Origin of the sequence: Metabacillus sp. cB07 (assembly GCF_016839225.1) — a bacterium.
In the GTDB taxonomy this organism is placed as follows: domain Bacteria; phylum Bacillota; class Bacilli; order Bacillales; family Bacillaceae; genus Bacillus_P; species Bacillus_P indicus.
In genome coordinates, this window is the sequence record NZ_CP069296.1 from 1,691,342 (window position 1) to 1,705,340 (window position 13,999).

Annotated in this window: 15 protein-coding genes; 14 read left to right on the forward strand and 1 reads right to left on the reverse strand. The window is 47.0% G+C overall.

The annotated features are described in order from the left end of the window. Nucleotides 1-29 precede the first annotated feature (29 nt). Both JOJ89_RS08460 and JOJ89_RS08465 read left to right on the forward strand, forming a co-directional pair. Complete coding sequence (locus tag JOJ89_RS08460; RefSeq protein ID WP_029285178.1) at nucleotides 30-329, forward strand: DUF3055 domain-containing protein; 300 nt, start codon at nucleotides 30-32, stop codon at nucleotides 327-329. Nucleotides 330-526: 197 nt separating this feature from the next. After that, entirely contained in the window at nucleotides 527-667 is a 141-nt protein-coding gene (locus JOJ89_RS08465; protein ID WP_081414065.1) for a GapA-binding peptide SR1P, read from the forward strand. A 614-nt stretch (nucleotides 668-1,281) separates the two neighbouring features. Here the strand turns inward: JOJ89_RS08465 and JOJ89_RS08470 are convergent. Next, complete coding sequence (locus JOJ89_RS08470; RefSeq protein WP_029285176.1) at nucleotides 1,282-2,754, reverse strand: aminotransferase class I/II-fold pyridoxal phosphate-dependent enzyme; 1,473 nt, start codon at nucleotides 2,752-2,754, stop codon at nucleotides 1,282-1,284. Between the two features lie 246 nt (nucleotides 2,755-3,000). Here JOJ89_RS08470 and JOJ89_RS08475 point away from each other — a divergent pair, with 246 nt between their 5' ends. From JOJ89_RS08475 to JOJ89_RS08530, 12 genes are all read left to right on the forward strand, one after another. Then, nucleotides 3,001-4,227 carry an acyl-CoA dehydrogenase gene (locus tag JOJ89_RS08475; RefSeq protein WP_029285174.1) on the forward strand — a complete coding sequence of 409 codons (1,227 nt, stop codon included), beginning with the start codon at nucleotides 3,001-3,003 and terminating at the stop codon, nucleotides 4,225-4,227. 11 nt (nucleotides 4,228-4,238) lie between these two features. After that, a complete protein-coding gene (locus tag JOJ89_RS08480) occupies nucleotides 4,239-5,015 on the forward strand; it encodes an SDR family oxidoreductase (protein WP_029285172.1) in 777 nt (258 codons plus the stop codon). Nucleotides 5,016-5,027: 12 nt separating this feature from the next. Next, entirely contained in the window at nucleotides 5,028-6,203 is a 1,176-nt protein-coding gene (locus JOJ89_RS08485) for a thiolase family protein (RefSeq protein WP_203290098.1), read from the forward strand. Next, nucleotides 6,203-6,955 (forward strand): SDR family NAD(P)-dependent oxidoreductase, encoded by a 753-nt coding sequence (locus JOJ89_RS08490; protein WP_203290293.1) that lies wholly within the window; start codon nucleotides 6,203-6,205, stop codon nucleotides 6,953-6,955. Before JOJ89_RS08485 ends, JOJ89_RS08490 begins: the two co-directional genes overlap by 1 nt. A gap of 36 nt (nucleotides 6,956-6,991) precedes the next feature. Continuing rightward, nucleotides 6,992-8,596, forward strand: coding sequence for a long-chain-fatty-acid--CoA ligase (locus tag JOJ89_RS08495; RefSeq protein WP_029565544.1), 1,605 nt, complete (start codon nucleotides 6,992-6,994; stop codon nucleotides 8,594-8,596). A 72-nt stretch (nucleotides 8,597-8,668) separates the two neighbouring features. Beyond that, a complete protein-coding gene (locus JOJ89_RS08500) occupies nucleotides 8,669-9,232 on the forward strand; it encodes a TetR/AcrR family transcriptional regulator (RefSeq protein ID WP_029565545.1) in 564 nt (187 codons plus the stop codon). A gap of 78 nt (nucleotides 9,233-9,310) precedes the next feature. Then, nucleotides 9,311-10,195 (forward strand): 3-hydroxyacyl-CoA dehydrogenase family protein, encoded by an 885-nt coding sequence (locus JOJ89_RS08505; protein ID WP_029285163.1) that lies wholly within the window; start codon nucleotides 9,311-9,313, stop codon nucleotides 10,193-10,195. After that, complete coding sequence (locus tag JOJ89_RS08510; RefSeq protein WP_203290099.1) at nucleotides 10,192-10,968, forward strand: enoyl-CoA hydratase; 777 nt, start codon at nucleotides 10,192-10,194, stop codon at nucleotides 10,966-10,968. The genes JOJ89_RS08505 and JOJ89_RS08510 overlap by 4 nt, the downstream gene beginning before the upstream one ends. 11 nt (nucleotides 10,969-10,979) lie before the next feature. Continuing rightward, on the forward strand, nucleotides 10,980-11,387 hold the full coding sequence (locus tag JOJ89_RS08515) for an acyl-CoA thioesterase (protein ID WP_029285159.1): 408 nt from the start codon (nucleotides 10,980-10,982) through the stop codon (nucleotides 11,385-11,387). Nucleotides 11,388-11,411: 24 nt separating this feature from the next. After that, on the forward strand, nucleotides 11,412-12,467 hold the full coding sequence (locus JOJ89_RS08520; protein WP_029565546.1) for a phosphotransferase family protein: 1,056 nt from the start codon (nucleotides 11,412-11,414) through the stop codon (nucleotides 12,465-12,467). 2 nt (nucleotides 12,468-12,469) lie between these two features. Then, entirely contained in the window at nucleotides 12,470-13,213 is a 744-nt protein-coding gene (locus tag JOJ89_RS08525) for a 2-phosphosulfolactate phosphatase (RefSeq protein WP_029285156.1), read from the forward strand. A 16-nt stretch (nucleotides 13,214-13,229) separates the two neighbouring features. Continuing rightward, nucleotides 13,230-13,994: an SDR family NAD(P)-dependent oxidoreductase gene (locus tag JOJ89_RS08530; protein ID WP_029565548.1), complete on the forward strand. Its 765-nt coding sequence runs from the start codon at nucleotides 13,230-13,232 to the stop codon at nucleotides 13,992-13,994. Nucleotides 13,995-13,999 lie beyond the last annotated feature (5 nt).

Below are 13,999 nucleotides of genomic sequence, written 5' to 3' on the forward strand. Positions count from 1 at the left end.
AATAATCCGATAAAAAGAAGGAGGCCATCATGAACACATTGGAAAAGTTTTATGATGATACCGAACAGGCAAATGTCAGGTATGTTGGTTTTGCTTCCAGTGATTTAAGGTACGATATGGCCATCGTGTATTCAGGCATGTTTTTTGGCAAACCTCTCGTCATCTGCCTTCAGACCGGAAAATCTGTTCTCCTTGACTCATCAGATATCGAAGACCTCGAATTCCTCATGCGCACCTTTCGGATTGATACACTGCAGCAGGCAGCAGAACTGTCAGATTTCTTCCGTGAAGTCATCCCGTCCGTCCAATTAACAACTCAATATGAATAGTTAAGCAAAGACTGGCGAACAGATCCGTTCCGCCAGTTTTTTTGTGCATTTTTCAAAAAAGAATACTTTTAGAGATAAAAAGATTAAATGTGTTATACAATTTAGGCTTGACGGATTAAATGTGTTATATTATTATAAAGTTACAAAGTATTAAGCGCTTTCAAATAGTGCTAATCCATTCAAAAAGGGGTATGGAAATGGGAACAATCGTGTGTCAAACCTGCAACGGAACGATCGATCATTTTGAAGATGAAAAGGTCAGTGTTTTGTACGGAAAATGCACAAGCTGCGATTGCCAAGTACTAGAGAGAGAAATGACAGTTATTCAAGGGGTTTAAATAGAAGATTGAAAAGCATGCAGGGGGGCCTGCATGCTTTTTTTGCTGTTTAAAAGACAAGGTGAATGGTACCCCATAAATCTGACGGAGCAAATTACAGGGAAGCAAAGCGTCAAAATGGTACCTCATAAATCGGCCGGAGCAAATTACAGGGAAGCAAAGCATCAAAATGGTACCCCATGAATCAGGCGAAGTAAATTATGGGGAAGCAAAAAGCGAGAATGGTACCTCATAAATCAGACGGAGCAAATTAAAGGGAAGCAAAAAGCGAGAATGGTACCTCATAAATCAGACGGAGCAAATTAAAGGGGAGCAAAAAGCCAAAATGGTACCTCATAAATCAGGCGGAACAAGTTATAGGGAAGCAAAAAGCGAGAATGGTACCTCATAAATCAGACTGATCAAATTATAGGGAAGCAAAAAGCCAGAATGGTGCCCTATAAATCAGGCGGAGCAATTTATAGGGCAGCAAAGCGTCAAAATGGTACCCCATAAATCAGACAGAACAAATTATAAGCTGCCCAGCATCACACCAATCCGCTGTTATCAAATAAATAACAAAACAAACCCCCGGGAACTCTTTCCCGGGGGTTTCAGCATGCACCATGCTTCAGTTATTTAATCGCTCTATGCTCTTTAATTACCCGCAGGTAATGGAGTTCCGGATCTTCCGGTCCCTGGACGGGAAGCCCGACTTCAAGATTTTTGCGCACATATGAAAGGTTCTCTTCTGAAATGATTTCTCCTGGAATGAAAATTGGAATCCCCGGAGGATACACCATGATAAACTCTGCAATGATCCGGCCAGCAGATTCTGAAAACGGAACGATTTCTGTGTCAGCGTAGAAAGCGTCACGCGGCGTTAAAGCCAGTACTGGAATATCCGGAAGCATGACCTCCGGCTTAGCTTTATCAGCTGATGCGTGTGCAAATTGCGCCGACAGCGCCTGCAGCGCTTCAACCAGGATTCCGGTTTCTCTTTCCGTGTCACCAGGTGTGATGATACAGAGAATGTTGTATAAATCAGACATTTCCACTTCGATATTATAGTTTTCACGCAGCCATTTTTCTACATCATAGCCATTCAGTCCGAGCTCTTTAATCGAAATGATTAATTTCGTCGGATCGTAATCATAAGCGGCCTTTGTGCCGATGATTTCTTCTCCGATGCATTCAATTTTATCGATTTCATTGATTTTGTTTCTTGTTTCATTTGCAAGCTGTATCGCTTTTTCGGCAAGATCGCGTCCTTCTGTGGCAAGCCTCTTTCTTGCCACGTCAAGGGATGCAAGCAGCAGGTAGGAAGTTGACGTTGTTGTCAGCATGCTCAGGATTGTCTGGACTCTCTGAACCGAAACAAGTCCTTCCCGCACATTGAGGATCGAACTTTGAGTCATGGAGCCACCTAGCTTATGAACGCTTGTAGCGGCCATATCAGCACCTGCCTGCATCGCTGAAAGCGGCAGGTCATCATGAAAATGAATGTGCACGCCGTGTGCTTCATCAACAAGCACCGGCACGTTGTAGGAATGAGAAATTTCCACGATTTTTTTCAAATCAGCTGAAACGCCGAAGTACGTAGGATTAATGACGAGCAGCCCTTTTGCATCAGGATGCTGCTCAAGTGCATGTTCAACAGATTCGGTTGTTATGCCGTGCGAAATGCCGAGGTCTTTGTCAATCTCAGGGTGGATAAAGATCGGTGTTGCACCTGAGAAAACTACGGCAGACATAACAGATTTATGAACATTGCGCGGGACAAGGATTTTATCTCCAGGTCCGCAGACGGCCATTACCATGGTCATGATGGCCCCGCTCGTGCCCTGCACAGAGAAGAATGTATAGTCAGCTCCGAATGCTTCTGCTGCGAGGTCCTGGGCTTTTTTTATCATGCCTTTAGGAGAGTGGAGATCATCCAGCGGGCCGATGTTGATCAAATCTATAGATAAAGCAGATTCCCCGATAAAAGATCTGAATTCCGGGTCAATGCCTGCTCCTTTTTTATGTCCAGGAATATGGAATTGTACAGGATCTTTCTTTGCATGTTCTTTTAGCCCTGTAAATAACGGTGTTTCATATTGCGACAATTTGTATTCCCACCTTCTTTAGTGCGTAATCTATTTTCATCACGTTCATTTACACATAAAACAAGTGAATTATATCACTTTCTACAAGGATTGGAAAGGAGTTTTTAGCGGGCAGATAAACGGGGGACAATGAATATTTAACAGAATTTTTAGAATAATAGTTGTCTTTTTTGGCAGAATCATATTATGATAGAAACAGAACTACATACCAACCGGTTAGTAAGGTGGATGAAAGGGTGATGAGAGTTGAATTTCTCGTATTCAGAAAAGGTAGTTGAGCTGCAGAAGCAGGTAATCTCTTTTATGGAAGAATTCGTCTATCCGAATGAAAAGAAATATGAAGAGCAATTAAATGATCAGGAAACGAGATGGTCTGCCATTCCTCCTATTATGGAGGAGCTGAAAGCCAAAGCAAAGGAACGGGGACTGTGGAACTTGTTCCTTCCAGAAAGCGAATATGGTGCCGGGCTGACAAATCTTGAATATGCTCCGCTTTGTGAGATTATGGGCCGTTCGCTGCTCGCTCCGGAAGTTTTCAACTGTGCTGCACCTGACACTGGAAACATGGAAGTGCTTGTGAGGTATGGATCGCATGAACAGAAAGAAAAATGGCTGAAACCGCTGCTTGCGGGCGAGATCCGCTCTTGCTTTTCCATGACAGAACCAGACGTTGCCTCAGCTGACGCGACAAATATTGAAGCGAGCATTATCCGCGACGGTAATGAGTATGTCATCAACGGAAGAAAATGGTGGTCATCCGGTGCAGGAGATCCGCGCTGCAAGATTGCGATTGTCATGGGTAAATCTGATTACAACGCTCCTAAATATGAGCAGCAGTCTATGATTCTCGTGCCGCTCGATACTCCGGGAGTTACTATTGAAAGAGTTCTTCCCGTTTTTGGCTATGATCATGCTCCGCACGGTCATGCTGAAATTACGTTTAAGGATGTCCGCGTTCCTGCAGAGAATATGCTTCTAGGCGAAGGAAGAGGGTTTGAGATTGCCCAGGGCCGCCTTGGACCGGGCCGCATCCATCACTGCATGCGCTTAATAGGGGCTGCAGAACGTGCGCTTGAAGAATTATGTAAGCGTGTACAAAAGAGAGAAGCCTTCGGTAAACCGATATCAAGCCAGGGTGTTGTCAGAGAGTGGATCGCTGATTCCCGAATTGAAATTGAGCAGGCAAGGCTGCTGACGCTGAAAGCTGCCTATATGATGGATACAGTTGGAAACAAACAGGCGAAAACGGAAATTGCCATGATTAAAGTGATTGCTCCAAACATGGCTTTAAAAGTCATTGACCGTGCTATTCAGGCATTTGGAGCAGCCGGAGTAAGCGAAGATACTCCGCTTGCGGCTCAGTGGGCAGGGGCAAGAACGCTCAGAATCGCCGACGGTCCTGATGAGGTTCACCGTGCACAGCTGGCAAGACTTGAACTGAAAAAATACGATGTGAATCTGCAGACTGTATAAGGAGGGATATCATGCACATCAAGGAACTTTTTGATCTGAAAGACAAGGTCGCCATAATTACAGGCGGCGGCAGGGGGCTTGGCGCCCAGATGGCGGAAGGCTTTGCCCAGGCCGGCGCATCGCTCGTGCTCTGCTCCAGAAAGGCAGCTGCCTGTGAGGATACAGCGCAAAGGCTGAGCAGTGAATACGGAATCAAGGCGATCGCACTCGGGTGTGACGTAACGAATCAGGCTGATGTGAAAAATGTGGTGCAGACAGCAGTGGACACGTTCCGAAAAATTGACATTCTCGTCAATAACAGCGGTGCTACATGGGGAGCTCCGGTACAGGACATGCCGCTTGATGCGTGGAATAAAGTCATGAATGTGAATGTAACGGGCACCTTTTTGATGTCACAGGAAGCAGGAAAGCACATGATCCAGCAAAAAAGCGGAAAAATCATCAACATTGCTTCCGTTGCAGGCCTTGGAGGGACAGACCCGCGCTACATGGATACGATTGCCTATAACACCAGTAAAGGAGCGGTTATTACCTTTACAAAGGATTTAGCTGTGAAATGGGGCCAATACAACATCAATGTCAACGCGATTGCCCCGGGATTTTTCCCGACAAAAATGTCCCAGGTCATTATCGAGAATGGAAAAGACCATTTCCTGAACATGACGCCGCTCAAGAGGTTCGGGACCGACCAGGATTTAAAAGGAGCTGCATTGTTCCTTGCAGCTAAAGCATCAGACTTTATGACCGGTGATGTTCTCGTCGTTGACGGCGGAACACATGCCATGTAAGGAGGAAGAAGAATGAACAGAGATCCTGTCATTGTAGCGGCAGTCAGAACACCCATCGGACGCCAGGGCGGTGCGCTATCCGCCATGGAACCGAATGAGTTCGGGGCAATCGTCATAAAAGAAGCCATGAACCGTGCAGGCGTTACGGCAGATATGATTGATGATGTTATTTTTGGAAACGTCCTGTCAGGCGGAGGCAATATTGCAAGACTCACTGCCTTAACAACCGGCCTTTCTATCAGCATTCCCGGATTGACAGTAGACCGGCAATGCGGCTCAGGCATTAATGCAGTCTGTCTTGCAGCCCAGGCCATCAAAGCCGGTGACGGAGACGTCTACATTGCCGGAGGAACAGAAAGCATGTCCCTTGCGCCATTTCTGATGGAAAAGCCGAAAAAAGCATTCAGTCCTGCACCGCCAAAATTTAAATCTGCTGTCCTTTCGCCGAAGGAGATCGGAAATCCGCCAATGGGCATAACAGCAGAAAATCTGGCGGTCAAATACGAAATAAGCAGGGAAGAGCAGGATGAATATGCACTGAGAAGCCAAGCGAGGATGGCCGCAGCTGTCGAAGAAGGCAGATTCGACGAGCAGATTGTGCCCGTCCCTGTTCCTCAGCGAAAAGGGGAGCCGCTTCTATTCGAAAGAGACGAGCACCCGCGTCCGAATACGACGATTCAGGGTTTGGAAGCACTCCAGCCTGCATTTAAAGAAGGCGGAACGGTTACGGCTGGAAGCAGTTCAGGGTTAAATGACGCGGCATCCGCTGTTGTCGTCATGTCCCGCGAAAAAGCGGCGGAGCTTGGACTAAAACCGCTGTGTACAGTCAGACAGTATGCAGTTGCAGGAGTAGACCCGAACATTATGGGAATAGGTCCGGTTCCTGCAGTAAAGCTTGCACTTGAGAAATCAGGCCTTTCACTCAGCGACATGGATTTGATTGAACTGAACGAGGCGTTTGCCGCTCAAGTTCTGGCATGTGACCGTGAACTGAAGTTTGACCACAGCAAATTGAACGTAAACGGCGGTGCGATTGCACATGGACACCCATTGGGTGCGACAGGAGCGATTCTTATGACGAAAGCCGTATATGAACTGCAGCGGTCAGGCGGCCGTTTTGCAATGATTACGGCCTGCATCGGAGGAGGCCAGGGAATCGCCGCCATCATTGAAAGAGAGTCTGAGTGATGAGACTTGAGGGGAAAACAGCAGTCATAACCGGGGGAGCTGGAGGAATCGGCAGAGCAACGGCGTTCCTCTTTGCTGAACATGGAGCAAACGTTGTGATCGGGGACGCCGATCACGAGGCCGGGGAAAAAACAGCTGCAGCTGTGAGGGAAAAAGGATTCTCCTGTCTTTTTGTACATACAGATGCAGCAAAGGCTGAAGATGTAGAAAGACTGATGGATGGGGCTGTTGCCGCATACGGGGGCCTTCACATCCTGTTTAACAACGCCGGTGTTTCAAATCAGAGTGTGAAGCTTCATGATATGGAAGAAATGGAGTGGGACAGAGTCGTTGATATTAATCTGAAGGGTGTTTTCCTCGGCATGAAATATGCTGTTCCGCATATGAAACAGAGCGGGGGCGGATCGATCATCAACACGTCGAGCGTGCTCGGCATAAAAGGGAAAAAGCGAATGGCTCCTTATAACGCCTCAAAAGCCGGAGTCATAGCCCTCACTAAAAATGCCGCGCTTGATTACGGGAAAGACGGGATCCGGGTCAATGCCATTGCTCCGGGTGTGATCGATACAGCCATTGTTGATGAATGGCGGAATGATGAACGAAGATGGGGCATTTATACAACATCCAATGCGCTCGGCAGAATCGGCCAGCCTGAAGAAATCGCTAAGGCTGTGCTGTTTTTGGCAAGCGACGATGCCTCATATGTAACAGCTGCTGCTCTACTCGCAGACGGAGGAACGATTACCTTTTGAAAAAGTCTATCTTTTTTAGCATAAGGAGGAGTTCAATTGGATCAATGGCTAGCTAATTATCCGGATACTGTCAGTCACGAGTTCGAAATACCCTACATTTCCATTCCGCAGATGCTTGAAGAAACCGTTGAGAATTACGGCGACAAAGAGGCGATTTCGTTTTACGGGAAATCCATCTCCTACCGTCAGCTGTACGGGATGACCATTGCCTTTGCATCAGCGCTTCAGAAAAAAGGCGTTCAAAAAGGGGACAGGGTGGCGATCATGCTTCCAAATTGCCCGCAATATCCGGCAGCCTATTACGGAGCCCTTAAAGCGGGAGCCATTATCACCCAGGTTAATCCGATGCTCGTCGAACGGGAGCTTGATTATATTCTGAATGATTCCGGCGCGGAAACGATTGTCGTATATGATGCGCTTTATCCGCGAGTAAAGGCGGTCAGTGCAGGCACGGCTTTAAAGCGGATTATTACCGTCAGTCTGCAGGAGGAAATGACTCCTGCAGAGGGAGATTTTACGTTTTCGCAGTTTCTTTCTTTTTCAACAGGAGAGGTTCTTCCGGTGCAGATTGAACCGGAGCACGATATCGCCGTGCTTCAGTATACAGGAGGAACGACCGGGCGCTCAAAAGGGGCGATGCTTACACACAGAAATTTGATTGCAAATATTTATCAGTCTTTCGAATTTTTCAAGCATGAAGTTCAGACCGGCTCAGAACGCTGCCTGACAGTAATCCCGCTCTTTCACGTCTTCGGAATGACCTCGTGCATGAATTTGACTGTCCTGAGAGGGAATTCAATGATTCTGCTTCCGCGATTTGACCTTGAGGAAGTGATGCAGACCATCAAACGTGAACAGCCGACCATTTTTCCGGGTGTACCGACGATGTATGTGGCCATTACCAACCATCCTAAAGCTGAGGAGTACGGGATCAGCAGCATCCGCATCTGCAACAGCGGCAGTGCACCGATGCCTGTTGAGCTGCTGAATGAATTCGAGCGCAAAACGGGTGCCAAAATTCTTGAGGGATACGGATTATCAGAGGCTGCTCCAACGACTCACTGCAACCCGCCGTTTGCCAAGCGGAAGCCTGGGAGCGTCGGAATCGGCGTGCCGGGCACGGCTTATAAAATTGTCGATGTGGCAACAGGCAAAGAAGAAGTGCCTGCCGGAAAACTCGGAGAAGTCATCCTTAAAGGCCCCCAGGTGATGAAGGGCTACTGGAACATGCCTGAGGAAACGGCCAATACGCTCCGGGACGGCTGGCTTTTTACGGGCGATATCGCAAAGGTTGATGAAGAGGGATACCTTTACATCGTTGACCGGAAAAAAGACCTGATCATCGCAAGCGGCTACAATGTGTACCCGAGAGACATAGAAGAAGTTCTCTATGAACATGAAGCGGTGCAGGAGGCTGTCGTTATCGGGGTGCCTGATCCTTACAGGGGAGAGACTGTCAAAGCTTTTGTTGTGTTAAAAGCAGGGCGGCAGGCATCAGATGAAGAGATTATCGCCTTTTGCAGGTCCAATCTTGCTGCCTATAAAGTACCGGCGATGATTGAATTCAGAAGCGAACTTCCGAAAACAAGCGTGGGCAAAATCCTCCGCAGGGCCTTGCGGGAAGAAACCCTTCAAAGATAACAGGAAACTATGAATCTCTTTAAGTGCTTATGGTATACTTTTTTTAATCTAAGCTAGAGAGGATTAGCCAATATGAAGGAAAAAATCATCCAGGAAAGCATTCAGCTGTTTGGAGAAAAAGGCTTTAAGGAAACGTCCATTCAGGACATCGTCGATGCACTCAGCGTCACTAAGGGCACATTCTATTACTATTACAAAAGCAAAACTGAGCTGCTTATGGCCATCCATTTAAAATACATTGATGAGCTTCTGAGAAAACAGGAAGAAATCATCCATGACGGTTCGAAGCCATATAAGCAAAAGCTGCATGAAATTGTTTATATGCTGATTCATGATATTGAAAAAGAAGGCTTAAGCGCAAAAGTGTTTTTCAGGGAAATGAGAAATTTGACAGAAGAGGATATGGCTGAGGTCATTAAAAAACGCGACCAGTTCAGACTGAACATACAGCAGCTTCTTGAAGCAGGAATCGGAGCAGGGGAATTCCGGTCCGACTTGCCGATGGATATTGTCACCTTCGGTATACTCGGCATGACAAACTGGAGCTACTTCTGGTTTGATCCAAACGGAAGAGTGTCTGACGCAGAAGTATCGGATATTTTTCTGAAAATGGTGCTCCAAGGATTGAAAGGGTAAAGGGGGTTCCGGTTTTGTCCCGGATCTCTCCCTGCTCTAATTATACCGACTGGTCAGTAGTTAAAAGGAGAGATGATGATGAAAAAGGAAGATATTCAGCAGATTTCGGTCATTGGAGCGGGTCAGATGGGCCATCAGATTGCCATGCTGTGCGCCCTTGGCGGTTATGAAACCGTGATTCAGGACGTTCAAGAAAGCGCTTTAGAAAAAGCGGAAGCATCTCTCCGTAAATTGATGGACAAATGGGTATCAAAATCCAAACTGACGGAGGAGCAAAAAGAGGCGGCATTTGGAAGGCTTACCTTTACACCTTCGCTTGAACAGGCTGCTGCCCACGCTGATTTTATCATTGAAGCAGTCGTTGAAAAGCTGGATGTAAAAAGGGAATTGTTTGCAAAGCTTGACCAAATGGCAAAGCCTCATGCCATTTTTGCATCCAACAGCTCAACTATTGTCAATTCACTGATTGCATCAGCAACAAATCGTGCAGACAAAGTTGTCAACATGCATTTCTTTTTTCCGCCGCTTGTCATGGACTGTGTGGAAGTTGTCATGAGTGAAGACACGTCAAAAGAAACAGCCGATTTGACGATGGATGTCTGTAACACAATCAACCGCACGGCAGTCCTTCTGAATAAAGAAATTTCCGGCTTTATCGCCAACCGGATTTTGGGTGCCCTGCAAAGAGAAGCCGTTTACCTGTATGAAGAAGGGTATGCAAGTTTTCAGGATATCGACACCATTTGCCGAAAAGCACTGAATCATCCGATCGGGCCGTTTGAATTAATGGATCTGTCCGGCATTGATGTCGGCTATTACGTCATGCAGCAAAGGTATGCGGAGTCGGGAGACCCTGCTGATAAGCCTTTTGCCTGCATTGAGCAGAAGGTGCGTCAAGGTGATCTTGGACGAAAAACGGGCAAGGGATGGTACACCTATCAAAAAGAAGAGGTGAAAAAATGAGCGTTGTATCTTACGAAAAACATGGAGCAGCTGCTGTTGTCACAATCAGCAATCCCCCTTTGAATGTCATGAACCAGCAGGTTACAAGAGAGCTTAAAGAAGCCTTTGCAAGTCTCAGAGAAGATGATGAGACACTTGCGGTCATTCTGACAGGAGCGGGTGACAGAGCGTTTATGGCCGGAGCTGATATTAAAGAATTTCCGAACCTTATCGGGAAAAAAGGCATTAAAGCCAATTTCCTGGAAGGACACGCATTCTTAAATGAAATTGAACAGTTCCCTAAACCGGTGATTGCGGTTTTAAACGGAATGACCTTCGGAGGAGGGTGTGAACTTGCATTAACATGCGATCTAAGAATAGCCGAGGAGCATGCCCAGGTAGGGCTTCCGGAAATTAAACTCGGATTATTCCCGGGTGGAGGCGGCACTCAGAGGCTTCCGAGAGCGGTTGGAGCAGCTAAAGCAAAAGAGCTCATGTTCACGGGAGATCCGATTGACGCAGCTGAAGCAAAAAGAATCGGCCTCGTCTCGTATGTTGTACCAAAGGGAGAAGGAATTCAAAAAGCCCTTGAACTTGCCGGCCGCATGACGCGCCACTCGCTTCCTGCCCTGTCCAAAATTAAAAAAGCGGTAGACGAGGGCATGAGCAGCACGCTTGAAGAAGGACTGGATCTTGAAGCTGGCCTGTTTGAAGAGGTATTTCAGACAGAAGATATTAAAGAGGGCGTACAGGCATTCATTGAAAAACGAAAGCCTGCTTTCAGCCATAAGTAAGGAGATGCTCCATGCATGAAGCACGGATGAGAGTCAGGTTTTGTGAAACAGATGCGCTTGGGCATGTGAACAATACTAGCTACTTCATTTACCTTGAAGATGCGCGCGTTCAGTTTTTTGAAGCGCTCGGATATTGCATGTCTTCAGGGGACTGGCCGTTTATCCTTGCCAGAGCAACATGCGATTTCCGCGGTCAGGCTTACTTCAATGAACACCTGATCATAAAAACGTCCGTTATGAAAATCGGAAAAAAAAGCTTCACCGTTCATCATGAAATTACAGAACAGGAATCCGGAAGACTGATTGCAGAAGGCGAAGCGGTCATTGTGACCTATAACTTTAAAACCGAGGAAACAGAAGAGATGCCGGACCATCTTGTAGAACAGCTGAAGAATTATGCTGCAAGAATTAATATCTGAATTTTCAAAAAAAGAGGTGGCGCGATGTCTCAGCTTATTCCGGTAAGAACAGGAGAAGAACTGAATGCAGGGGTTCTTGAGACATACTTAAGAACGAAAATAGAAGAGCTGCCTGAAGGTACTCTTCAAATCAATCAGTTCGGCACAGGTGCTTCAAATTTAACGTATGCCCTTAAGATCGGCAGCTGGGAAGGGGTGCTCAGAAGGCCGCCGCTTGGACCAGTGGCTCCTAAAGCGCATGATATGGAACGGGAATTTGTCATTTTAAAAGACTTGCATCCATTGTTTCCTCTGGCGCCGAAACCTTATTTTTTCAGCAGCGATGAGTCGATTGCAGGCAGCCCGTTTTTCGTTATGGAAAGACGGCACGGTGTATTGGTCGACACTGAGTTTCCAAAGGGAATCGAAGCAACCCGGGAACTTGGCAAATCTCTTTCTGAGCTGATGGTCGATACGCTTGTCCGTCTTCATGATGTTCCGTATAAGGGTACGGCGCTTGAAAAACTGAGCAGGCCTGAAGGATTTATGGAGCGTCAGGTGCATGGCTGGATCGGCCGTTATCACAGGGCAAAAACAGATGATATACCAGAAGTCAGGCTGCTGACAGAGTGGCTTGAGAAAAACCTGCCAGCATCACCTGATCCGACGGTAATTCATTATGATTTCAAATTGAATAATTCGCTGTTTTCAAGTGACCTGAAAGAAATGACCGGCCTGTTTGACTGGGAGATGACCACAATCGGGGATCCTCTCGCAGATCTCGGGGCCGCCATGAGCTACTGGATGGAGGAGGATGATCCGGAGCCTTTGAAAAAAGGAATGGGCAAGCCTTCTGTTACAGCGAGCGGCATCTTCTATACCAGAAAGCAATTTATAGAAAGCTATGCTAAAAAAAGCGGCAGAGATACAGCAAACATCCATTACTACACTACATTTGCCACCTTTAAGCTTGCCGTCATCTGCCAGCAGATCTATTACCGCTTTAAAAAAGGGCAGACAAATGACCAGCGCTTTGCCCGCTTTGGGCCATATACTGAAATCCTCATCCAGCATGCACTGCGGCTGGCACAGAAGGGCTGACTATGGGGAAAATACATGTTGTGACCAGAAAAGAAGAAATAGACGAAGCCAAAATGAAAGGCAAAATTGCGGTAGTCTTTGATGTGCTGCTTGCCACATCAACCATTGCCACTGTTCTTGAGCATGGTGCCCGCTCCGTCATCCCTGTTCTGGACGGTGAACAGGCCCGAAGCCGTGCAGCGGAAATGAACAAGGATGACTGCATGCTTGTCGGCGAATATGAGGGAAGGACGATTGATGGATTTCTGGATCCTAACCCCTCCGCTTTGAAGGCTTCAGCCAAAGGGAAAAAAATCATATTATCTACGACAAACGGAACGGTTGCCATTCATAAAAGCAGTCCTGCCAGAAGAATATTCGCCTGCTCGCTCTTGAATGCCAAAGCAGTGGCAAATGCCCTTACTAAAGACCACAGTGAGGATACAATCATCCTTGTCTGTTCCGGTTCGTCCGGGCATTTCAGTTTGGAAGATTTCTACGGCGCAGGCTGCCTGATTCAGCACCTGGCAGAAGCGGGGGGCTATGAACTGAGTGATGCCGCCCAGACTGCGAAGCTGTTTTATGAAGGCTGCAAAGAAGAACCGGCAGTCGTACTTGCGAAATCCAAAGTCGGGAAAATGCTCGAGAAATACGGTTTTCAGGAGGAAATCAGCTTTATTTCCGCTAGAGACTGCTTTTCATGCGTGCCGGTCCTATACGGAGATGAATTAATCGATTACCGCCATCTGAAAGTCAACTCGTCATGAAAGGAGAGTGGGAAAATTGAGATTTCAAAACCAAATCGCTGTAGTGACAGGCGGAGGTAGCGGTATCGGGCTTGAAACGGCAAGAAAGCTTGCATCAGAAGGAGCAAAAGTCATTCTTGCAGGAAGAAGCGAGGAAAAACTGAAGGCGGCGGCAGAGCAGCTGAACCATTCAGAGCAAGCTGCGTTTCCTTTTGCGGCTGATGTTACTAAGGAAGAGGATGTCCTCTCACTTCTCTCATATGTGAAAGAGGAGTTTGGCGATCTGCATATTCTCGTCAACAACGCTGGTGGGTCTGTACACTCGAGAATTATGGATACAACAGCAGAACAATGGGATTTTGTTCAAAATGTCAATCTGAAGAGTGTTTTTCTTGTATCAAAAGTGCTTGGCGGCTACATGGCTGAGTGCAGCGATGAGGGTAACGACAACAGGGCAATCGTCAACGTAGCGTCTCTTTCAGGACATAAGGCGGGGGCGGAAATCCCTCATTACAGTGCAGCTAAAGCGGCCGTCATTCATTTTACAAGGGCGCTTGCACATGAGTTCGCGCGAAATGGCATCAGAGTCAACTCGGTATCACCGGGTTTCATTGAAACACCCCTGACAGAGCAGGGTCTTCAAAATGCAAGATTCACGGAAGCGATAAAGCGGAATACCGCATTGAAGCGTGTCGGCAAGCCTGAAGAAATTGCGAACATTATTGCATTTGCTGCTTCTCACGAGGCATCATATATGACCGGTTCCGATCTGCTTGCAGACGGCGGCTGGCTGATTACATAAACCAG